Annotated in this window: 16 protein-coding genes; 10 read left to right on the top strand and 6 right to left on the bottom strand. The window is 42.3% G+C overall.

All coding sequences use genetic code 11. The annotated features are described in order from the left end of the window. Positions 1 to 167: 167 nt before the first annotated feature. Positions 168 to 1,178 (bottom strand): lipid A-modifier LpxR family protein, encoded by a 1,011-nt coding sequence (locus ACO1XM_RS04830; RefSeq protein ID WP_486226376.1) that lies wholly within the window; start codon positions 1,176 to 1,178, stop codon positions 168 to 170. 560 nt (positions 1,179 to 1,738) lie between these two features. On the opposite strand from ACO1XM_RS04830, the gene ACO1XM_RS04835 reads away from it, so the two are divergent. The 6 genes from ACO1XM_RS04835 (at position 1,739) to ACO1XM_RS04860 (ending at position 5,876) form a co-directional block, all read left to right on the top strand. Then, a complete protein-coding gene (locus ACO1XM_RS04835; protein WP_486226378.1) occupies positions 1,739 to 1,939 on the top strand; it encodes a hypothetical protein in 201 nt (66 codons plus the stop codon). 43 nt (positions 1,940 to 1,982) lie between these two features. After that, positions 1,983 to 2,561 carry a hypothetical protein gene (locus ACO1XM_RS04840; protein ID WP_486226380.1) on the top strand — a complete coding sequence of 193 codons (579 nt, stop codon included), beginning with the start codon at positions 1,983 to 1,985 and terminating at the stop codon, positions 2,559 to 2,561. A gap of 206 nt (positions 2,562 to 2,767) precedes the next feature. Continuing rightward, positions 2,768 to 3,619, top strand: coding sequence for a DUF817 domain-containing protein (locus tag ACO1XM_RS04845; RefSeq protein WP_486226382.1), 852 nt, complete (start codon positions 2,768 to 2,770; stop codon positions 3,617 to 3,619). Next, positions 3,603 to 3,983 carry a ribosomal maturation YjgA family protein gene (locus tag ACO1XM_RS04850; protein ID WP_486226384.1) on the top strand — a complete coding sequence of 127 codons (381 nt, stop codon included), beginning with the start codon at positions 3,603 to 3,605 and terminating at the stop codon, positions 3,981 to 3,983. The genes ACO1XM_RS04845 and ACO1XM_RS04850 overlap by 17 nt, the downstream gene beginning before the upstream one ends. Then, positions 3,980 to 4,744: an oxygenase MpaB family protein gene (locus ACO1XM_RS04855; RefSeq protein WP_486226386.1), complete on the top strand. Its 765-nt coding sequence runs from the start codon at positions 3,980 to 3,982 to the stop codon at positions 4,742 to 4,744. The genes ACO1XM_RS04850 and ACO1XM_RS04855 overlap by 4 nt, the downstream gene beginning before the upstream one ends. Before the next feature lie 106 nt (positions 4,745 to 4,850). Continuing rightward, complete coding sequence (locus tag ACO1XM_RS04860; RefSeq protein WP_486226388.1) at positions 4,851 to 5,876, top strand: Gfo/Idh/MocA family oxidoreductase; 1,026 nt, start codon at positions 4,851 to 4,853, stop codon at positions 5,874 to 5,876. A gap of 3 nt (positions 5,877 to 5,879) precedes the next feature. Here the strand turns inward: ACO1XM_RS04860 and ACO1XM_RS04865 are convergent, their stop codons facing one another. Beyond that, positions 5,880 to 6,569, bottom strand: a complete 690-nt coding sequence (locus tag ACO1XM_RS04865) for a response regulator (RefSeq protein WP_486226390.1) — start codon at positions 6,567 to 6,569, stop codon at positions 5,880 to 5,882. 14 nt (positions 6,570 to 6,583) lie between these two features. Further along, positions 6,584 to 9,994, bottom strand: a complete 3,411-nt coding sequence (locus ACO1XM_RS04870; protein ID WP_486226392.1) for a ligand-binding sensor domain-containing protein — start codon at positions 9,992 to 9,994, stop codon at positions 6,584 to 6,586. A 208-nt stretch (positions 9,995 to 10,202) separates the two neighbouring features. Between ACO1XM_RS04870 and ACO1XM_RS04875 the strand changes: the two genes are divergently transcribed. Both ACO1XM_RS04875 and ACO1XM_RS04880 read left to right on the top strand, forming a co-directional pair. Then, positions 10,203 to 14,096, top strand: a complete 3,894-nt coding sequence (locus ACO1XM_RS04875; protein WP_486226394.1) for an Ig-like domain-containing protein — start codon at positions 10,203 to 10,205, stop codon at positions 14,094 to 14,096. Between the two features lie 33 nt (positions 14,097 to 14,129). Continuing rightward, positions 14,130 to 14,603 (top strand): hypothetical protein, encoded by a 474-nt coding sequence (locus tag ACO1XM_RS04880; protein WP_486226396.1) that lies wholly within the window; start codon positions 14,130 to 14,132, stop codon positions 14,601 to 14,603. A gap of 62 nt (positions 14,604 to 14,665) precedes the next feature. Here the strand turns inward: ACO1XM_RS04880 and ACO1XM_RS04885 are convergent, their stop codons facing one another. The 3 genes from ACO1XM_RS04885 to ACO1XM_RS04895 all read right to left on the bottom strand — a co-directional run bounded on the left by ACO1XM_RS04885 (position 14,666) and on the right by ACO1XM_RS04895 (position 18,131). Then, complete coding sequence (locus ACO1XM_RS04885; RefSeq protein WP_486226398.1) at positions 14,666 to 15,430, bottom strand: prolipoprotein diacylglyceryl transferase; 765 nt, start codon at positions 15,428 to 15,430, stop codon at positions 14,666 to 14,668. A gap of 549 nt (positions 15,431 to 15,979) precedes the next feature. Further along, entirely contained in the window at positions 15,980 to 16,924 is a 945-nt protein-coding gene (locus ACO1XM_RS04890; RefSeq protein WP_486226400.1) for a YeiH family protein, read from the bottom strand. A gap of 121 nt (positions 16,925 to 17,045) precedes the next feature. After that, on the bottom strand, positions 17,046 to 18,131 hold the full coding sequence (locus ACO1XM_RS04895) for a peroxiredoxin family protein (RefSeq protein ID WP_486226402.1): 1,086 nt from the start codon (positions 18,129 to 18,131) through the stop codon (positions 17,046 to 17,048). A 516-nt stretch (positions 18,132 to 18,647) separates the two neighbouring features. Between ACO1XM_RS04895 and ACO1XM_RS04900 the strand changes: the two genes are divergently transcribed. Together ACO1XM_RS04900 and ACO1XM_RS04905 are read left to right on the top strand one after the other, a co-directional pair. Continuing rightward, on the top strand, positions 18,648 to 19,508 hold the full coding sequence (locus tag ACO1XM_RS04900) for a hypothetical protein (protein WP_486226404.1): 861 nt from the start codon (positions 18,648 to 18,650) through the stop codon (positions 19,506 to 19,508). A 121-nt stretch (positions 19,509 to 19,629) separates the two neighbouring features. Further along, the gene (locus tag ACO1XM_RS04905; RefSeq protein ID WP_486226406.1) at positions 19,630 to 22,098 is read left to right on the top strand and encodes an ABC transporter permease; all 2,469 of its coding nucleotides are present in this window, start codon (positions 19,630 to 19,632) and stop codon (positions 22,096 to 22,098) included. Positions 22,099 to 22,163 lie beyond the last annotated feature (65 nt).

A 22,163-nucleotide genomic window follows, 5' to 3' on the forward strand; every position in this document is an offset into this window, starting at 1 on the left:
TTTAGGGTAATACTCAGGTAAGAACAAAAGGTTACTTACCTATACGTTCTATTGATTCCTGTAAGCCTTAAATAGTTTTAAATTCGGCAGTGTAAAAAAGTGTGATTCATCTTGCTTGATCAACCTTCACTATCGAGTACGTTAATTTAGCACCACAGCCAGCAAACTTATTGGTCTACAGACTTGCCAAAACGGTAGGCCATGCTCAAACTTCCATAAGACTGGTTCCGGAACTGAAGTTTTGCTTCTTTGCTTTGCACAACAAACTGATACGACAGGCAATACCGTGGTGTAGAAAAGCGCAAGCCAATTTCGTGGCTTATTACCCAGGGTTCGGGAGCCCCAACAATACCCTGCGGCTCATTAAACCTCCCACCTTCTATTGTGGCGTTGTACAACTGGTAGCTAAGCGCTGGCTTATAATACACCGACAATTCATGTTGACTACCTTCTGCACGTGCTGTGGATTGCAATTTTGTGTGCCAATAACTGCTGTTGCTGATCGACAGCAACTTGCCGTACTCAAATAAGAGTGCTTGCTTAAAATCCATAAAGCTGGTACCCATCCTTGCCTCTGTTATTGGTGTCAGCTGAATTTTTTTGGCCTGGCGTATTAAAGGTGCTGCAAAAGTGCCATGCAGGTTTGCACCTAAAACGTCCTCTACCTGATGATCCCAGACCCAGTTCCAATGCTCCTTTACACCTATTACACGATGCCAAAAAGCATAGGCTTCGCTTCCGAAAGAATTTTCTCCAATGCTACCCACTGAAATACCCAGGTTGAGCAGCTTATTATTATTGAATATTGTGTTCACGGATATTTTAGCGTACAGGTAGCCAGCGATGGGCCGGTCTATTTCATCCAGGCCTCCAGGAAACTGCTGGGTAGGATTAGGTAATATCTTACGACTGTGCGCGGTGTAAATTTGTTGACCAGCTTCAAAAGAAAAAACCTGCTTCGCTACATTAGGTAATGTCTTGCTGCGCAATCTGTCGTAACGCAAAAACAAACCACTGGTATAGTAGCCATCATCGCCATTAAACAATAAGAAATTATTATCGCAGGTGACAGTCAGTTGTTGATTGAAGGCCACAGTCCGAGTATGCTGCGCACCCACTGTAAAAATTACACTTAAAAGTAATACAAGTGTGAGCCACGAAGCTTTGATCAAAGGCATAGAGACAGAAAAAACAGCTTTAGTAACACAAGATAATGCTAAAGTAACTTTAAGCAAAATTTGTGCGTCCTCTGACCCTGACAATAACCTGAGCCTGCTTAAATCCATGACCTTTGGTATTGATGATGTAGGGAGTTGTGTCTAGCCTGCATTTGTTAAGTCTACGGTCTCGTATCGCACTGCGTGTTTATCCACTTCTAAAATATTTTAAAAATCAAATGTCATACAAAAGAATATTCACTACCTTTTTTTGCAATGTAGCATCAGTGCCAAAGTGAATAGCATCCACAAAATTGTATGCCTGAAGCTAAGGTTCCGATCACAGCGCATGATTATTCCTCACGATGTCATGTATGGTGATGTAGTAAGCCTATAGATAAGCACTGCCCAACAATTAATTTCCATGATCCAAGTGTTGAACTGCTGACCCAGGGTAGTTCTCCCCTATCCAAAAGACTATTTTCATGAAAAAAAGGAGGTTTTTGTCAATTTTACATTTAATCACTTTGAAATTAAAAGTACTTTTAATTACCTTGCATCGTCATTCAAATAGTATCTCCATGAATACCGAAAAATCATACACTTTGCGCAGGCAAAAACTTATGGCGAGCATCCTCTTGCTTTTTGCCTTAGTGCTACTTGCTTTTAAGATATATGCCGATAGCGAACCTGGTGCCCTTCCACTCCTACTCTTGCTGATCGGGAGTGTTTGGTATTTTATTATACGGTATCGCTTACGCACGCTTAAAAAAACAGTATAGTAATTGTTAGCGCAAGAAAAGTCTTAATTCAAATTTTAACAGCATGAATGCAGATGTAAATCTCGTTAAACCGCTCATGATTGTTGCTGTCATTACAGCCATACTCTTACTAGTCCCTTTGGTTGCTATGCAGTATACCACAGAAGTAGATTGGAGTGTGGGGGACTTTATCATTATGGGCATATTATTTTTTGGTACTGGTGCTGCCTTTGTTCTACTCACTGCTTTCTCCTCTAACTACATTTACAAGATAGCCATGGTTTTTGCCATGAGTTCTACCTTTCTACTTATTTGGTCTAACCTGGCCGTAGGCCTAATTGGGGGTGGCGCGCATGTTGGTAACCTGATGTATGCGGCTGTTATACTTGTTGGCCTGGTGGGGACTTACTTTGCTCGTTTCTCTTCGCGTGGCATGGAGTGCACTATGTTTGCTATGGCCTCTACTTTTATGATTATCGCCATCATCGCACTGGCCGCTGACATGCAGCATTATCCTGGCAGCTCTATTAAAGAAATTATCGGAGTTAATGGATTCTTTACTGCGTTATATGTTATCGCGGGGATGTTATTTCGTTTTGTATCCCTTGAAGAAGCCAGGCAACTTAATAAATCCAATGCTTAATATCCAATACGATTATGATAACAAGTACAACAAATCACAATCGTCTGACATTAAGCAAGCACATGCTGCTTGGTGCTGCTATTGCCTTAACTCTGATTACCTCATTTCTACTCACGGTTAAAACGCCAAATGTATATATCATGTTGTAATGCTTCGTCTTGCTTATTCGTTTATATAAAACCACTGCCCTTCCGTTGAAACAGCTCATGCATGTACTGTACTTTGCGCGCGCCAGAAGTGGCGATGGCTTGCTAGAGAAATATTGGAAGGAACTCTTCTCCTTTGGCATCAAGCAGGTTTTAGCTTGTGTATTCCCGGCTTTTATTTTTTGTATGCTCATAGTATCCAATCTGGTAAACATACCCTTTTTACCACGCTACGATTTTCTGCTCATCGCCTGTATCGCGATGCAAGCCATCCTGTACTTTTCTAAAGTGGAGTCGGGCGCAGAATTACTCGTCATCACCCTGTTTCATTTACTGGGTTTATTCATGGAGATATTCAAGGTAGCCATGCACTCATGGTCTTATCCTGAGTTTGCTTATACTAAAATATTTGATGTGCCTCTATACAGTGGTTTTATGTATGCCAGTGTGGGCAGCTATGTTTGTCAGGCCTGGCGTTGGAATAAGTTAAGACTGGAAAACTGGCCTGGTTTGCTTCCTGCTGCTTTCATCTCTATCAGCATTTACCTCAATTTCTTCACCCACCACTATATATACGATTTTCGCTGGGTGCTGACTTTTTTGTTGGTCATCATTTTTTGGAAAACAAAAGTGGTTTTCAATACCAATAATGTAGAAAGAAAAATGCCCCTCGTGCTCTCTTTTTTACTCATCGGTTTTTTTATCTGGATTGGTGAGAATATTGCCACCTACTTAGGTGCCTGGAAATATGCCACACAACACGAAGGATGGAAAATGGTGAGTCTCGGAAAAATATCTTCCTGGTTTTTACTTGTAGTACTCAGCATTGTTATTGTTATTCAACTCAAGTTCTTCAGAGCACAAAATCAAAAAATAATACCGCTTATCCCACGCAATGATACGTTTCAATAAAACTTACTTTATCATAACTTCAATTATTTTTGTTGTTGAAGTATTGATTGCACTTTTTGTCCGCGATCGTTTTGTAAGACCTTACCTAGGAGATGTGCTGGTGGTTATCCTGATTTATTGTTTTATCCAGTCTTTTTTCAGCTGGTCCTATAAACAAACTGCCGTAGGCGTTTTGCTCTTCTCATTTTTTATAGAGTGGCTGCAATCTATCAACTTTGTTGAAAAAATAGGATTGGAAAATTCTAAATTGGCGAATACAGTTATTGGCAATTCTTTTGCCTGGTTGGATATCGTTGCCTACACAGCAGGGATCATACTTGTTTTAGTAGTTGAAGTATACAGGCAGCGAAAGATTTTTATATGAAGCAGGAATATTTTGTTACTGACAATTCCATTGTGCGTAAAATTTGGGGAAAGAGCGACACCGTACTCTTCATCTTTGCGGGTGCTGCTGCTGAGTTTGCATTGAACAAAGCGGTAGATTGGTTATACTTCACAGGCAAACTCCCTGCTGATCCCTTGAACCGGCTTTTCAGCACTGTAAAGTATGCGCATGCCATTATTCTGTCTGAAAAAAAAGTGGCAGAACAAGCCATTAGTAATCTTGTTCACATCCATGGTAGTGTTGAAACTAAAAGAGGCACAAGCATACCACAGTGGGCCTACCGCGATGTACTCTATATGCTTGTTGATTATTCAATCCGCTCTTATGAGACCCTGGAACGCAAGCTAACACTGGAAGAAAAGCAGGAAGTATTTGCTGTCTTCCAGCGATTGGGTGTAGGGATGGGCATAGCTGATTTACCTGAAAATCTCGAAGCATGGTATGTGCAGCGCGCAGAACACCTTCAGCAACATCTGGAATACAGTCACCATAGCGCTGATCTATTTCTACAATATAAAAAACACCTTGGGCCTTTGCGTTATTTTATATTGAAAGAAGTACAAAATCACCTTGCTCCTCCAGCAGTGAGCAGTTTATTGCGTTTTAGGAAATTTTCAATTGTGCCTCCCCTGCTCGGTCTGTATAAAATCAGCAAACGCATTAAACTTGATTGGCTGATGAAGGAAATGCTTCTTCCCGCACAATACAAAGCACAGATCAGGGCTATTGAAGCAACTTGATAAGCTAAGCTCCATTCGACTATATCGCTGATCAACATGCTTTGCACGCAAGGTAGAAATGTAAAATTTTGTGTTTTTAAAGCACACAAAGTATGCATATTTGTACATGCAGAAAATAAAAACAGCATTGCTATCATTTGGTATGTCGGGGCGGGTTTTTCATGCGCCCTTTCTTGAAGCACAAGGTGGCTATGAGATAGCCGGTGCCTGGGAGCGTTCCAAAGATGAAATCTCAAAACACTATGCGAATGCTAAAGGCTACCCATCCATAGATGCTATACTGAATGATGAAAGCATAAGTCTTGTTATTGTCAACACACCCACCTATACTCATTTCGATTATGCCAGGCAATGCCTGTTGGCAGGCAAGCACGTTGTAGTAGAGAAAGCTTTCACCACCACCGTTGCAGAAGCAGAAGAATTGAAATCGCTTGCCGCCAGACAAAATAAAAAGTTAGCGGTATTCCAGAATCGCAGGTGGGACAGTGATTTCATGACGGTGAAACATGTACTTGACAGTGGCAAGTTAAAAGACCTCGTTGAAGTGACTTTCTCTTTCGATCGTTTCAATCCTGTACTGAGTCCTAAACAACACAAAGAAACGCCCGGACCTGGTGCAGGTATTGTAAATGATCTTGGGCCTCACCTGATTGATCAGGTGCTGGTGCTTTTTGGCATGCCCAAAGCAGTCTTTGCAGACATAGCCATTACCCGTGAACATTCCCGTGTAGATGATTACTTCGAGATAATACTTTATTATCCCAATCATCGCGTACGCTTAAAATCAGGATACTTTGTAAAAGAAGTGGGCCCCGCGTACATTCTTCATGCCCGCAATGGCTCCTTTGTAAAATCGCGCAGCGACAGACAGGAAATACGATTGCAGGCCGGAGAAAAACCAAGCTTGCCTGACTGGGGTGAAGAACCAGAAGCCGAACAAGGCATTCTGCATTATGTAGAAGATGGTAAGACAATACGTGAGCGTGTACCCACCTTACGAGGTAATTATTTGTCCTTTTATGAGGCCATGTATCAGGCCATTGTTAACAATGAAGCGGTACCCGTATCTGCTCAGGATGGCATTAACGTAATGCGTATTATTGAAGCTGCGTTTAACAGTAGCAAAGATTAGGCATCATAATTTTACGATGCCATTTTTCACTGCATACAAGGTTAAGCCCGCTACATTAATCGAGTTTGTTTTCTCCAGTAAGCTTATGCGGTAACCATTGACAGTCTTAACACTGATGGAGAGTTTTTCACCGATCTCCTCGGAAGTAAGTTGAAGACAGATCAGTTGAAGTACCTCTTCTTCCCTTTTCGTTAATGGCGAGCTAAGTCCAGGGCTCGCTTTCTTTCTCCCTGACTGGTTTTGAATAGCCCTCAATGCGCGGGGATTGATGTAAGATCCTTTCTCTTTAACGGATGCAATGGCTTCAAATACTTCACTTGGATCACTGTCTTTTATTAAATATCCATGCGCCCCGCTTCCGATCAGGTCGGCAATAAAGTTTTCATCCTCATGTCCTGAGAGTATAATGATTTTTATCTCAGGGAAATGCTTGCGTAAGGCTATCGTCACCTCTTTGCCACCAAATTCCTCATTACCCAATTGTGGTAGCGATAAATCTACCAGCATGACATCTGGTAATATTGTGCTTTCATTTAGCTTATCAATTACTGTGTAACCTTCAGCCGATTCAAAAACAACTTCTAATCCCGGACGCGTATGAAGAATAGCCCGCATACCCTGACGGAATAAAAACTGATCCTCCACTAATCCTATCTTGATACTTGTTGTTTCAGCTAATGAATTTTTGTTCATGATGATTGTTCTAATTACAGTGGAATTATTATTCTGGCATTAAATCCTGTGGCAGGCTCTTTAACGATTTCAAACGTGCCGCCAAGCGCGTTTATGCGCGCATCTATGTTCTGAAGACCGAGTCCCTTGTTATGGTTTTCCGGCAGGCCATTTCCATTGTCGGAATACAAAACTACGATATGCTCCAGCGATTGGTGTAGCTGTATCCAGATACAATCTGCTTGTGTATGTTTGATTGTATTGTTTATCATCTCCATTAAAACCCTATATAAGCCAAGTTCAACGGGCTTTGACCAGCGTGGTTCATCTTCAGGTGATATTAACTGAACGGTTATTTTATTGGCATCGTTGATCTGATTTACCAGCGCTTCAAGTGTTTTTATCAGTCCGTATTTCTGCAATTGCAAAGGCATCAGTTCATGACTGATTCTGCGCATGGTTACAAGTGCATTTTCAGTCAGCACACGTGCCTGTTGCAGACCTTGCAAAGTATTTTTTTCGGATTGTACACTTTCAAGATGGACTAAGTGCATGCGGGCAATAGAGAGCACGGCTCCCAGTTCATCATGCAAATCCTGCGCAATGCGTTTGCGCTCTCCCTCCTGAACATCAATACTCAACTTCAACAGTTGTCGTTGGTGTTGATATTGTAACTCAAATTCCAGTTGCCCTTTAGCCCTTTCCAGTTCCAGGTTCTTTTGTTGCAACAAGGCGGTTTGAACGGTGAGTTCTTCATTTTTTTCATTAAGTTCCTTGGTTTTCAATAGCACTGCCACCCTCAATACTTGATTCTTTTGTCTGATGCTTTTAGTTCTGATAAACAGAAGTAATACCACCGCTCCAATAGCGCTAAGTACAAGCAACACTTTGAACCACCATGTTTGCCACCAGGGTGGTGAAATAATAATTGTTAACAGCCGCTCCTCTCCCCAAAGGCCATCACGATTGGCTGCTTTTACGCGAAACACATATTTGCCAGGATCAAGATTGGTATAAGTAGCAAAGCGTCTGTCTGCATCTACATAGTTCCAGTCTTCCTCAAAATTTTGCAATTGATATGCATACTTAAATTCTTTTGCTTTGGCATAGGCTAAAGCAGAAAACTTTAGTGTAAAGACAGATTCTTTATAAGACAGCATTAATTCACTTGTCTCAGTCATGGAAGTCGGTAATATAAAATCATGAATCTCTTTGCCTGGACTTACAGGCTTGTTGAATAGTTCAAGTCCTGAGATTAGTAAAGGAGGAAGAAAGACATCATCCTGAATGCTATCCGGATGAAAAATTGTAAATCCGTTGATGCCCCCAAGGTACATGGTACCATTACTGTCCTTGAAGAAAGCACCTCCATTAAATTCATCATGTTGCAAACCATCAGCCTTAGTGTAATTTCTTATCGTTCCCCAGCGACCTTCGCCAGGTGAAAAATCCACAGCTGGAGTAAAACAAAGCAATCCTTTGTTCGTACCACTCCATAGTCTACCTCTGCTATCTTCCAGTACTTCATAGAAATAATCTCCAGGATACTCGATCCCTCCATAGTGCATTGTATTAAAAGTCTGGGTCTGTTTATTCAATAAATTCAATCCATGGTCAGTACCGAACCAGGTTCTGCCCTTACTATCCTCGAGTGCATGCATTACATAGGAAGCTGACAAGGTTGTTGTATCCTTGTCGTTATGAATGTAGTTGGTAAATGTTTTTGTTTTTGGATCAAATAGACTTGCTCCAACATTTGTGCTTAACCAAAGTTTACCTTCATTGTTCTCCTGAATGGTGATTATAAAGATTTTTTGATTGACTGAATCGCCAAGAATGTTGCGATGGTGTATGAACTTTTTTGTAGATGGTTCAAACAGACTAAGTGCACTACCGTTCCCTACCCACATGTTACCCGCCCTATCTCTGTAGACAGGTCCTATGTTATTGCTTGTAAGTGTTGAGGCTTGGTTGGGATTGTGCCAAGTGGTTGTTTTAGCAATAAGATCAAGCACAGCGACACCGTTTTCTAAAGTACTTATCCATAGCTTGCCTGCAGTATCTTCAGAAATAGACATGATATTAAAATCAGGAAACCAATTTGAAGAAAAGGAACTGTGGCGATGATTTTCAAAACTTCCGTCCTCCTTGTAAAGATTAAGTCCTTTCGTTGTACCTACCCACAGGCGCGCTTTACTGTCTTTGAAAATTGACCAAACCAGATTTGCCGATAGTGATTTCGGATCTGCCGGGTCATGCGCGTAAGAAGTGAATTCTTTTGCCAGGCCATCAAGTACATTGATGCCGTTACCATGTGTTCCTATAATAAGATGACCCGAGGCTTCTTCAAATATACTATAGACAAAATTGTCTGAAAGTGATTTATTTGAATTGGGTTGGTGTTTGTATACCCTGAAAGTCTTTTTGGCAACATCCAAGAGATTCAAGCCATCTCTGGTTCCAACCCAAAGCCTGCCATGCTTGTCTTCGCATATGCTCTGTATGTTATTGTTTGAAATAGTGGAGGGCTGATCGGGCTTGTGATAAAATCGCTCAGCAGTTTTCGATTTAACATCAAATTTATTCAAGCCATTAACTGTACCAACCCAAAGCTGTTGCTTACTATCCTTATATACTATAAATACATAGTTATCCGACAGGGACTTTGTGTCTTCAGCCTTGTGCTTAAAATGTACTGTACTGTCCTTGGTTAAATCAACATATGTGAGCCCTGAAGTTGTCCCTACCCAAAGGTTTGCAGAATCGTTGATGATACTGAAAACACTATCTGAAGCAAGTTTAATTTTCTTGAGTTCTTTGGGCAAGAGAACTTTTATGTCCTTATCAAAAAAACGGAGTCCGTCACCCCAGGTGCCCAATACCAGTTGCCCTGAATTCGTTTCAGTAATAGCACGGATGCTGTTTTTCAAAAATACTTCCTGAGGCAATGCTCCCTCCGGAACAATATGATAACGCTGGAATTTTTCTGTTTTTGGATCGAATAGATTCAAGCCATACATGGTACCTACCCACAGTCTACCCTGCTTATCCTGATAAATAGACCAAACACAGCTATGAGAAATTGTTGTTGTGTCTTTAGGATCGTGCTTATAGGTTTTGAAAGTATAGCCATCCCATGAATTCAGTCCGTCTAAGGTGCCCAGCCAGATAAGACCTTGCTGATCCTGGAAAATGCACTGCACACTTGTACTGGACAAGCCATGCTCTACAGAGAATCGCTCAAATTCCACCTTCTGCCCATGCGATGGTAAAGCTAAACACAAACAATACACGCTTATAAGAATGATTACGTGCAGCAACTTAAGCTTCAGTATGGTTTTTACTAAAAACAGAATGTTGGTCAAGTTTAAAAAAGCAAAGTTATTGCAATAACGCATATAGCAGTAAGCATTAAAATGCCCCGTAATTCTACGGGGTAAACCCATAGTTTTATGGGTTTACAAATTCCATATATCTACTCTATTATGAATGAACAGGTTCTGGGAACTTCGCAACAGTTAAATTTTAAGTCTCCCAATCTAAATCTATAGTTAGCCTATGCGGATTAAATTTTACCAAATGTGCAGTAATTTTCTGCCAATTGCTTGGAACAGAGGAACATATCCTGCTCTTCTACAAGCATTTTTTATAACAATGTCTTTAACGCTTGGTGGGCTTAGCCACACGTTGTACGCCCAGAATTGGGTCCAGCGAGGAAGTGATCTTGACGGAGCCACGCTCGAAAGCATCGGGCTTGCGCTCAGTTTTTCGGCTGATGGAACAGTTGTGGCGATTGGAGCCAATGCAAACGATCAGGATCCCGGTAATTCAAAGTCTTCGGTTAAAGTACGCATGTGGAACGGTAGTGCCTGGGTTCAAAAAGGCAGTACCCTGTATGCAGAACAAGCAGGAGATAATTTTGGTACTGCCTTAAGTCTGAGTGCCAATGGAAATGTTCTAGCTGTAGGCGCACGTACACACAGTGATATTGCACTGTATGGCGAATTTTCGTTTTCAGGAAGAGCATATGTCTATGATTGGAGCGGTACCGATTGGGTATTGCGCAGCACTGCACTGATTGCAGGGGCGGCTCAAGAGAATTTTGGTAATGATGTGAGTTTATCACAGGATGGAAATCTACTCGCAGTCGGTGCCCCTGGCGCAGGTAGTACGTTAAGAGGACTGGTACGTATCTATAGCTGGAGTGGAGCAAGCTGGTCTCAGGTTGGATCTGACCTGCTTGGAGATACTGACTATGAGAATTTTGGTACTTCAGTTAGCTTAAAAGTGGCAGGGCCTGAAACGGTATTAGCCATTGGCTCCCCTTCTTTCACTCCGAGTCCCGGTTCGGATTATACGGGTCGTGTTAAAATTTTTAACAGAAGCGGAAACTCCTGGAATTTATCCAAGACACTGACTGGTGATAATACCGGTGATTACTTTGGATTTTCTGTAAGTCTCTCAAATGATGCAGACAGGCTTGCTATTGGTGCCCCTACAGACGGGATTTTCAGTGCGCAATTCATTGGCTATGCTCGCACATTTGATTTTACTGGTAGTGATTGGACACAGTCAGGATCTGACATTGTATCCAATATTGTTTTTGATGAATTTGGTAAAAAGCTTGCACTATCCGGAGATGGTCAATACCTGATTATTGGTGCTCGAGGCGGTACTGGAAATGAAAATGGCCGCGCGGAAGTGTATACATTTAATACCAACACCTGGCAGCAGGTTGGTAGCGATATTATAGGTGAAGCTCAAAATGATCTTTCCGGAGAAGCCGTTGCCATTAATGATGATGGTACGGTAATCGCAATTGGTGCTCCGGCCAACAGTGGCAATGGTATTTCAAGCGGACATGTTCGCATTTTCGATCCTGGATGCTTAACTCCGGCAGCCCCAACGGGTTCGGCTTCTCAAGTGTTTTGCAGTGGAGCTACCATAGCCCAATTAGCGGCTACCGGCACTAACATTCAGTGGTACGATGCAGGCTCAGGTGGCACCTTACAAAATGGTACTACTGCTTTGGTAAACAACACAATTTACTATGCCTCTCAAACAGTGGGCACGTGTGAAAGTACAGCTCGCTTGGCAGTAACGGTAACTATCAACACGACACCGGCACCAAGCGGAAATGCCACACAGAATTTTTGCTCAGCATCAACAATCGCTAATTTAGTAGCTACTGGTACAGATATTAAATGGTATGATGCGGCCTCAAATGGCAATCTGCTCGCGGGCTCTACCGCACTGGTTAACAATACCACCTATTTTGCAAGCCAGACACTCAGTGGATGTGAGAGTACTCGTCTGGCCGTTTCAGTTACCGTTAATACTGTTGCTGCACCTGGCTCCTTAGGTGCACAGCTTTTTTGTAATTCAGCTACAGTGGCTGACCTTACAGCCGATGGCACTAATCTGAAATGGTACGATGTAGCTACTGGAGGAACTCCACTCAGTGGCAGCCAGGCATTGGATACGAATGTTGAACTGGTTTTCTATGCCAGTCAAACCGTGAATGGATGCGAAAGCGCTGACCGTGTTGCTGTGGCTGCTGGCGTTTATTTAATATCGGCACCTATGGCTAATCCCACACAGGTACTTTGTGATGCTTCTACCATTGCGGACCTGGCAGCAACCCCCATGGACGGTGCCGAGATTATGTGGTATGCCAATGCTACAGGAGGAACTGTACTGCCAAGTACAACCGAATTGGTAAATGGAACTACCTATTACGCAGAGCAACTATTTTCTACCTTCTGCCCTAGCATTAGCCGTTCGGCAGTAACTGTTGAACTGTTAGCTGTGCCGACAACCCCTGTTAGTGAAGTGACTCAGCCAACTTGTTCTACCGCTACAGGTGCGATAACCATTACAACACAGAATGCAGGAGAGACTTATAGTTTCAACAACGGCACTGATTATCAGAGCAGCAATGTCAAGTCAGGATTGATGGCAGGTGACTATCAGGTGCGTATCAAGAATTCAAACGGGTGTGTTTCAGCATCAGTTACAGTCACAATCGCTACTCAGCCCATTACGCCTGCAGCGCCTGTTGTTACATTAACTCAGCCTTCCTGTACGAGTGCTGGTACTATTACCGTGACTGTTCAACAAGCTGGTGATACCTACAGTTTCAATAATGGCACTGATTATCAGAGTAGCAATATCAAATCAGGACTGGTAACGGGTGATTATCAGGTAATCATTAAAAGCTCAGATGGTTGTTCATCAGTAGCCACAATAGCTACTGTTAATGCCCCCCCCGCTATACCGGTTGCACCCACTGGAAATGCTACTCAAGACTTTTGCTTTGGTAGTACTGTGGCGCAACTAACGGCTATGGGTACTTTTATTAGGTGGTACGCGGCAGAAACAGGCGGTACTCCATTAGCAACTACCACTGCATTGACAGCCAATGCTACCTACTACGCTAGCCAGACTGTTGATTGCGAGAGCACGAGCCGCCTGGCAGTTACAGTTACGTTAGTAAAATGCGATCAGACCATCACCTTTGACGAACTACCTGTAAAGACTTTTGGCGATGGCCCTTTCACCCTGGAAGCAACCACTACTTCTCTGTTGGCCATCACTTACACATCCTCAAATACAAATGTTGCAACCATCGATGGAGATCAACTTACCATTGTAGGCGCGGGTACAACTACCATCACCGCATCGCAGGCTGGTGATGCCAACTACAACGCAGCTGCTGCTGTTGAGCGATCCCTTACCGTGAACAAAGCCAGTCAATCGATCAGCGGGTTTGATCTGCTGGAAACATATGATCTCGCCAATGGAAACACCCTAACATTGTCCGCAACAGCACCTTCAGGGCAAGTTACCTTCTCCTCGTCTAACACGAGTGTCGCCACCGTTGATGGCAACACACTTAACCTTGTAGCGCCTGGTTCGGTAACTATTACAGCGCTTGCGGCTGAGACAAACAACTACTTGCAGGCTTCTGCAACTGCAACGATTGATGTAACTGACAGCAGGGCTATACTTGAAATTGAAGAGATTGACTTTGGCCTGCTGCTGAGAGGGGAAACACTAACCTTGGCAATAACAGTGACCAACAGTGGCCCGGGTGTGGCAACAATCACTAATGTCACTGTACCTGCCGGGTTTACAGTAACACCTACCTCGTTCACGTTGGCAGACGATGCAACACGGGATATTTCAATCACGTTTTCGCCAACAATAGTCAGGGATTACAGTGGTACGCTTACACTAACTACAAACGCATCGAACAACACGAAGCCAATCACGGCAGAGTGTGTATACATTACCGAATTGGAGGAAGGTGCAGACATCAATACGATGGCCTATCCGAACCCGGGGAATGGCATATATACCATCAGTAGCACATACGAGAAGCAGGTTACCATAATTACTTCTGCGGGTGTTGCCTTTCAGCGCGAGGCCTACGAAGTAGCACCCCGACTCATGAGTCTCGATTTGACGGATATGCCAAACGGCTTGTACGTACTCCGCCTGCGCGGTCAAGGCAAGACAACAACGATTAAGGTCATTAAAAAATAAACCAGGAAGAAAATGAAAGCATATAAAATACTCATGTTACTAGCATCACTGTCGCTGCTACTTGCATTACCCGCGCTGACCGGTTGTGACGAATCCGAGGAGGAGGATGAGCCCATCGATACATGGAAAGCAACGTTAGGTAATAAGCGCTATTCTGCAACGGGAGTCTTTCTTACGGATGAAACCGGATTTACAGTAATAAAAAATGTAACTAGCGAATTTCCGGGAATGACAATAAAATTTAGCGAAGACGGAGATACCTTCACTATCACGAACAATGTAGAACCCTTTTGGCCAGTCTCGGGAAAGTTAGGAATACCTGCTGATCAAAAATATAATGTAGTACAGAACGTCATGCGGTCAGACGGTGTGCCTCATATAGTTTATGGTGGTGAGATCAACCTACCGGGACAATGGAACACAGTTTTTCAGTATACAGCACCTGCTCAACAGCGAACTGCCAGTATCTCCGGGTACTATCGGTTTGACTTTTCTACTACTCTTTAGAGCCATCACCTCGGCAATACAAAAGCATCACTACTATCACAGTAGTGGTGCTTTTTATTTGGTCAGCCCGTTGCTCTCTTTTTCAATACATAGTAGAAAACGGCTGCAGCGACAAACATCAACAAAGCAATGAACTGTGAATGACTTACCCAGCCCTCGATTACAAATCCACGCTCTTCATCCCCTCGGAAGAGTTCCAGCACCGAGCGACCGACCGCATACGTCATCATGTATACCAGGAAAACCTGGCCCGCAAACTGTTTCCGTTTTTGAAGAATGAACAATACGAATAGCACAGTGAATATAAAAGCCGATTCATAAAGCTGCACTGGATGTAATGATTGCCCGAGAGGGGCCGGGCAACGATCATGCGAATACACAACGCCAAGAAATGAGTCCGTATGTATGCCATAACAGCACCCTGCCATAAAACACCCCAGCCGTCCAAAACCATGTACAATGCATGTAACCATGGCCATAATATCTAGCATGCCTGCCGTGGGTAGCTTGTGGTAGCGAAAGAAGAACAGCATGGTAGGAATGCAAAACAGCAGTGATCCGTAAAACACAAATCCACCACCGGTCAGTAGTCGCATTGGAGTTTCTACGTATTCATCCGGTGATTCGAAGAAGAGCAGCGCCTTGCCACCCACGAACGATGCTACGATGAGTAGAAGCGCGAGTGTGTTTGCCTGGTGTAGGGATAGACCAAACTGTTTATGGCCTTGACGCCACATGAACAAAAAGGCGAATATACAACCGAGCGCTATAAGCGTGCCATAGCTATAGAGGGTAAAGGAACCGAAGTCAAAAAGAATGGGGTGCATAATTGTGAAAAAGAACTTATCAACTTATAAAAAATACAGTGCCGGCAAGTTAATGGTTAGAGGAAAAAAAAGCTCACAGTAAGATACATATTACGAACCCGATTCTGAATCAGGCACAATCAATAAGTAGAGACAGGCATTTCTACGATCGTACACCCATACTTCTACGGGGTTCCCCGTAGAAGTACCTGAGTTTTAATATCCGTAGTTATGCCCTTGTATAATTGAAAGCGTGCCGGCAACTTTGTTTACTATAAACCATGCGCTAAGCTGTAGGTAGAGCATGGAAAATGAACTTGTAATAGCAAATAGTCAATCGTTATTCGTTTAAGGGTTCACCAAAACTATTAACAGATAACAATCAACTGATAAAGTCTGATCTTATCTGGCAGGTTTACTCTACTTGGGGAAGAGTAAAAAAGTTGAAGAGACCAAAAGGTCTCTTCAATCCTGCTCAGTATTAATAGCGCTTACACAAACTATAATACACCGTTAAATGGCAGACACCCGTAATTCAACAAGGGCAAGTGGTGGTGCAATAATCAGCATTTAAAATTTATTAAATCCACTATAGTTATACACCAATAACAAAGACGACACTGCACTGATAATCCATAAGGCTGTTCCATATAACAACGGCCTAGCTCCCATTGCTGCAAACATGGCCTTATTTAAACTTAAGCCAATTAAGAAGAGTACTATAGTGAATAACACTTTTGATACTTGCGTAAATACCGGTGCTGCAGTTTGCACAAAGGGAATGTAAGACGACAAAAGTACTGCCAGCAGGAAAAAGCCTATGAAGTAAGGAATAGAAAACTGCTTCTTATCGCTTTGCATGGCAATGGCCGCTACTAAAGAAACCGGTATAATCCACAATACACGTGTAAGTTTAACAGTGGTAGCCAGTGCCAGACTCTGATCACCAAATTGCGTTGCTGCTCCCACCACTGAACTTGTATCGTGTATAGCCATGGCGGCCCACCAGGCAAATTGTGAGTCTGTCATATGCAATGCTTTGCCAATCAGGGGAAACACCATGAGCGCAATGGCATTCAGAATAAACACTACACCCATGGCTACACTCAATTCTACCCCTTTAGCCCTAACAATGGGCGACATGGCTGCAATGGCACTACCCCCGCAAATAGCAGTACCAGAAGTAATTAATAATGCGGTTCGCATGTTCAGTTGAAATACTTTCGCAAATACATAACCTACCGTAACAATAAGGCCCAACAGGATGACTGTCACCACAATACCCTCCTTTCCAGTAGTGAGTACGTTGTTGACATTTAACCCAAAACCGAGTCCTACCACGGCTACTTTTAGAAGCGGACTGTGAAACTGAGTGAGTTTCTCTCGGCTAAAAGGAGTACCTAAAACTAAACTAAACAGTAATCCAACAGTCAGTCCCCAGATAGGTGAAGCCTGCAATAACACCAGCAGCATAACGATTAGAATGAGAAAAATCTTCTGGTATTGAACTTTCATGCAAGCAAGTAACGAAAAGACTGCTGAAGGGTTATTCTCAGAATGATTTTATACTTCTAAACTTTGTTAAAAAGTGTTAATCAAACTAGTCATGCCACATGGAGTTTTAATCTACTATGCATCATTTTGTCACAAGGTTCTTGCTCAGAATTTCCAACAAATCCCTCCCTGATAAATTCTTATAAACAATCGTGCCTTGAGGATCAATCAGAAAATTAGCAGGTATTGATTGAACTCCGTAAAGTATGGCAACTTCATTTTGCATACCCTTCAGATCAGAAACATTAGACCAAGTCAATCCATCTTTTTCTATTGCCTTAAGCCATGCAGATTTAATATTATCAAGTGATATTGAGATTATTTCAAAATCATACGCCTTGAATTGTGCATATGCTTTAACAAGATCAGGATGCTCCTTTCTGCAAGGCCCACACCAACTTGCCCAAAAGTCAAGCAGCACGTATTTACCTTTAAAATCGGATAGCTTTATTAAATCATTTGTGGAAGAGCGTTGTTCAAAATTCTTTGCCGTCACGCCTGTTTTAGCAGCAATGGCTCCGTTTATCTTTGCACGGACAAGCTTTCCGTCAGGGCTTTCTTTGGCCCATGGCTGCAAAAGCGCATAATCATTTTCAAGGGTAGTGTAATCTCCACTAAAGGAAGCAAAACGACTAAACGCATACAATGAAAGCAGTGAATTGTTATTCTTATCGAAATAGCTTTTAGCTTTCTCAATATCGTTTTGGCGCAGGCTGTCAAAAATCACACTCAATTTCTTTAATCCAACGGAGTCGTTACGCGCATTTAATTCGCCATACAAAGGAAAGTATCCGGCCCTGATTCTGTCATTCTGACTCAGTGACAAAAATTCACGCTCCAGCACATAAGGTGCAAGTACTAATTCTCCTTGATTATTTGATATACTAAGTACATTATTGGCCAGAAAGACCTGTTTAACATCAGCACTACCCAGCAGGCGTATGGATGCGGCCACCGGTTGTGCTAAACTTTTTGTGATGACATTCACCGATTCACCAAATAGCAGACTGTCAGTGTATCTAACACCACCCAGCTCATACTCAACCAACAGCAAACTAGCCTTTGTTACTTTGGGCTGCTTTAACTCTACGGAATAGGTAAAGTTCTGTTGAGCCTGTGCATAAAAACACATAAAACTCACTAGCGATACAATAATCGTTTTAATCATAGATTTAGTTTATGATTAATTACTGGCATTCATGTGAATGGTTACAGGGTATCAAAGCATTAATTATGCAGGTGATTACTTAGCTGTTAATCTTATAAGCTTTATGTTAATACCTGCCCATATCGTAATAGAATGGTTTAGAACAAGCAAAGACGGGTCTAAATCATGTTTTAATTTATTTCTAGCATCAGAAAGCCAAAAATGCATCATGCTTTTTTAGTTCTCATGCAATTAGATTTTTTCTGTAAGGATTACAATTACAGAAAGTTTTCAGCTCTGTTTATTTTTTATCACCCGAAGTAGGTGATGGCTTGCGTATGAATCTTAAAAAATAAACTGTTCCATACTTACAACATCCCAACACCTTGGTGATTGAAATATAATCTGTGGTCAAATCTTCATAAGAAAAAGATCAATACTGCACTTGTTGGAACAAGTATAAATAAATTGTCCTTCATGCTAAGACTATTGAAACATCCGATATTATTGATCTCACTACTTTTAAACTATTCATGTGTGATAAAGGATCAAAAACAAGAGGACGTGTCGTCTATATCTTCAGACACTGACTCGTCATCTGCTTTCAGCTATCCTGCAATAGTTACCGCTGAAGAAGATGATGGAAAAGAAATGGAAGAAAAAAATAGAAATGATGCGGTGATGCTTGATCTCTCAGGAACTGATTCCATTTTCTATTACCTCATAACAGAAAAGACTAAACAAAAGGGGAAATTTGCTCAGGCCATTATTTCTGCAGACAGTGTGATCGATATAACCTCAGGGCAAAACAACTTACTCATTGTTTTGCTCCAAACCGGTACAGGAAAATATTCCGGAAATAGAGAAGATGTCTTTCCCTTTGAAACTATTTATTCTACACTGGCACTTTTAAAATTTGAAGACAATACCTTCACCTTACTAGATCAAGTGACCTTGCCAAAAACGGGAGGTCATGGATTATCTTATACTGAAATTTACTGTGAACCCATAGCACTGACATCCGAAGGGCATGCCGTAATTGTTAATACCACAGATGCTAAAGAGGGTGCAGGAGACTCGGGATATAAATACCATGTAGCTAAAATTTTTGTAAGCCACGATACTAAACTCTGTGAAGTATTATCCTATCCAGTTAGCCACTTTCAATTTTCAAACTCTGAAAGTGAATTGAACGGTGAAATGTCGTATCAACAAATCTATATTGAAACCATGTTGACGCTACAGGAGGCAGAGAATAAACTAATGGACATTTTCCTATCTAGCAATGAAATGTATCCTGCAGATGAGTACTCAAAATATGATTTTAAAGGAGGTGATGAGCTGTATAGCTGGAATGGTAAGAGATATAGTCTTGTCATGGGCTCTGCCGATCAGTGAGTAATCATCCCAAAAGCGGACACCTCACCTCAGCAACGAACAGCTAACATAGCAAAAACCGCATTCCTGCTAGTATTTAAGTTTGGTACAACTTTAGCCTATAAAAAGAAAAAACCAAACCATGTCCGGCAATTTCATTCTTCTTTTTTTTCGCAATCTGAAAAGACAAAAGCTTTTCTCTACCATTAACCTGCTTGGTCTCACAGTAAGTATGGCCAGTACCTTGTTAATTTACCTGTATGTGCAGCATGAGTTCAGCCACGACCGCTTTCACAATCACGTAGAACGTATTTACCGTGTAAACCAGACTTTTATCTGGGGCGAAAACAATAAAGATCAATTTGCATCTACCGGACCAGGGGTGGCCTACGCTATCAAAGAAGAGCTTCCAGAAGTAGAACTTATCAGCAGTATCCATACGCCCGGTAATTTCATCATGTCTTATGCGAAGCCTGGCGGTGAGGTGCTTGCTTTTGAGGAGGACAGGGTTTTAGCAGCTGATTCGAACTTCTTCTCGATGTTTAATTTCCCCTTATTAGCAGGAGATCCTTCTACTGTATTTGATCAGGCTAATACCATGGTAATGACTGCCTCTGCTGCTAAAAAATATTTTGGTGAGGCCGATCCGATAGGAAAACTGATACGGGTGGGTGGTGTAAATGGTGAAGAACAAAAGACTTATGAGATTACTGGTATTGTTGCCGACACACCCGACAACTCTTATATAGAATTTGATGTACTGCTCTCCATGAAGAGCTTCCCTGTAGAGCGTTTTTACTGGAGTTGGGTGTGGACGCAACTCGAGACCTACGTGCGCTTAGATCAGCGAGCTGATATTGAAGGCGTACGAAAAAAAATGAGTGATATTCCCCGCAAACACCTGGGGCAAACCATGAGCAGGGTGTTTAACATGACCTTTGATGAGTATATTAAATCCGGCAAGCAATGGGAGCTGTTTCTTCAACCCATGACAAGCATTCACTTACCGGAACATACGGTGCTTAACAGGTTGAATGATTCAGGAAATCGTACGGTCATTTATTCTTTCATCGGAGCGGCCATATTCATTGTATTATTGTCTTGTGTTAATTTTATGAACCTTTCTACCGCGCAATTTACGCGCAGGGTGAAAGAAGCAAGCGTACGGAAGATACTTGGACTGGGTAAGGGCGCACTCAGTCTTCAATACTTTGCAGAAGCGTTCATCTTTTGTGTAGTTGCACTGTCTATTGCCCTTGCACTTACACAGGTCTTGCTTCCACTTTTCAACCTCATCACCGATAAGCAACTGGAACTAAACCTGCTGAATAATCTGCCCCTGGTAGCTGGCATGGTTAGCCTTGTCTTACTCATGACGCTTATTTCCGGCAGCTACCCTGCCCTCTTCCTGAGTTCTTTTAATCCAGTTGAAGCCATGAAGGGAAAGTTGAAGGTCGGTCGTGAAGGAAAATCGTTCAGAAATGCTTTGGTCATATTTCAATTCAGCGTTTCCATCATCCTCATTATCTGTACGGCCATAGTATTTCAGCAACTCAACTTTGTTGCCGCTAAAGACCTGGGATTCAATAGAGATAATGTGCTGGTGATAGAACATATGGAGGCCTTGCGTGATGGCGAAAGCTTTGCTCAGGCCAGCATGAACGTAACAGGGGTAGCAGATGCTACCTGGTGTAATTCAGTCCCCCCACGCATCTGGGGTGGAGATACCTTTGGTGCGGAGGGGAATAATGAGCTGAGAATTCCAATCAACTTTACAGGCGCTGATGAGCATTATCTTACTACTCTCGATATTAAACTAAAGTATGGAAGGAACTTCTCTAAAGACATTCCTGCCGATGTGAACCGCGTAATCCTGAATGAATCTGCTATCAAAAGAATTGGCTGGCCTTTGAATGAGTCCGTGATTGGCAAGCGCATCTATTACGAAGATACAAGCTTTGAAATTGCTGGTGTCGTTGCAGATTACAATTACTGGTCATTGGCCAACCCCATTGAACCTATGGCCATCTTTCATATCAAGACTGAACAAATTTATCCTGAAAAGCGACAGCAACTGGCGCTTCGCATTCAGGCGCAGGATGCCAAAGACTGGGAACAAACAATTACTGAAATGCAGAACCTTTGGAAATCCCGTGCAGGAGACACTCCGTTCCAGTACTTCTTTATTGATCAGGCATTTGCGGAAACTTTCCGTTCGCAACAACAATTTGGAAAGGTGCTTACTGTCATGGCTTTTCTAGCCATTTTAATTGCCAGTCTTGGTTTATTGGGCATGATCATTTATGCACTAGAACAAAGAACAAAAGAGATTGGCATTCGAAAAGTTTCTGGAGCTTCGGTCTACGACATTCTCAGTTTAATATCCAGATCTTACACAAGTCTGATCAGCATTGCTTTTATCCTGGGTGCACCTGTGGCCTATTGGTTAATGAAGTTATGGTTGGAGAGTTTTGCATATAAAATTCAACCTTCCGCATGGATTTTTGTGGGGGCTGGTCTGAGTACTTTTGCAGTCGCCATACTCATCACTTCGTATCATGCTATGAAAGCCGCGCGACAAAATCCTGTGGAAGTACTGAAGGACGAATAGCTGTATGTAGTATTCACTCTTCTCAACGCAATGAAATTCGTGCAGGCCTGAATAAGCTAAACTTT

The sequence above is a fragment of the Chryseotalea sp. genome, from assembly GCF_057350905.1.

Excerpts from the sequence above, each read along its gene's own strand:
- ACO1XM_RS04870 (WP_486226392.1), bottom strand. The coding sequence starts at position 9,994 with ATGGGTTTACCCCGTAGAATTACGGGGCATTTTAATGCTTACTGCTAT.
- ACO1XM_RS04895 (WP_486226402.1), bottom strand. The coding sequence starts at position 18,131 with ATGATTAAAACGATTATTGTATCGCTAGTGAGTTTTATGTGTTTTTAT.
- ACO1XM_RS04830 (WP_486226376.1), bottom strand. The coding sequence starts at position 1,178 with ATGCCTTTGATCAAAGCTTCGTGGCTCACACTTGTATTACTTTTAAGT.
- ACO1XM_RS04850 (WP_486226384.1), top strand. The coding sequence starts at position 3,603 with ATGATACGTTTCAATAAAACTTACTTTATCATAACTTCAATTATTTTT.
- ACO1XM_RS04840 (WP_486226380.1), top strand. The coding sequence starts at position 1,983 with ATGAATGCAGATGTAAATCTCGTTAAACCGCTCATGATTGTTGCTGTC.
- ACO1XM_RS04865 (WP_486226390.1), bottom strand. The coding sequence starts at position 6,569 with ATGAACAAAAATTCATTAGCTGAAACAACAAGTATCAAGATAGGATTA.
- ACO1XM_RS04880 (WP_486226396.1), top strand. The coding sequence starts at position 14,130 with ATGTTACTAGCATCACTGTCGCTGCTACTTGCATTACCCGCGCTGACC.
- ACO1XM_RS04845 (WP_486226382.1), top strand. The coding sequence starts at position 2,768 with ATGCATGTACTGTACTTTGCGCGCGCCAGAAGTGGCGATGGCTTGCTA.
- ACO1XM_RS04875 (WP_486226394.1), top strand. The coding sequence starts at position 10,203 with ATGTCTTTAACGCTTGGTGGGCTTAGCCACACGTTGTACGCCCAGAAT.
- ACO1XM_RS04835 (WP_486226378.1), top strand. The coding sequence starts at position 1,739 with ATGAATACCGAAAAATCATACACTTTGCGCAGGCAAAAACTTATGGCG.
- ACO1XM_RS04855 (WP_486226386.1), top strand. The coding sequence starts at position 3,980 with ATGAAGCAGGAATATTTTGTTACTGACAATTCCATTGTGCGTAAAATT.
- ACO1XM_RS04860 (WP_486226388.1), top strand. The coding sequence starts at position 4,851 with ATGCAGAAAATAAAAACAGCATTGCTATCATTTGGTATGTCGGGGCGG.
- ACO1XM_RS04885 (WP_486226398.1), bottom strand. The coding sequence starts at position 15,430 with ATGCACCCCATTCTTTTTGACTTCGGTTCCTTTACCCTCTATAGCTAT.
- ACO1XM_RS04890 (WP_486226400.1), bottom strand. The coding sequence starts at position 16,924 with ATGAAAGTTCAATACCAGAAGATTTTTCTCATTCTAATCGTTATGCTG.
- ACO1XM_RS04905 (WP_486226406.1), top strand. The coding sequence starts at position 19,630 with ATGTCCGGCAATTTCATTCTTCTTTTTTTTCGCAATCTGAAAAGACAA.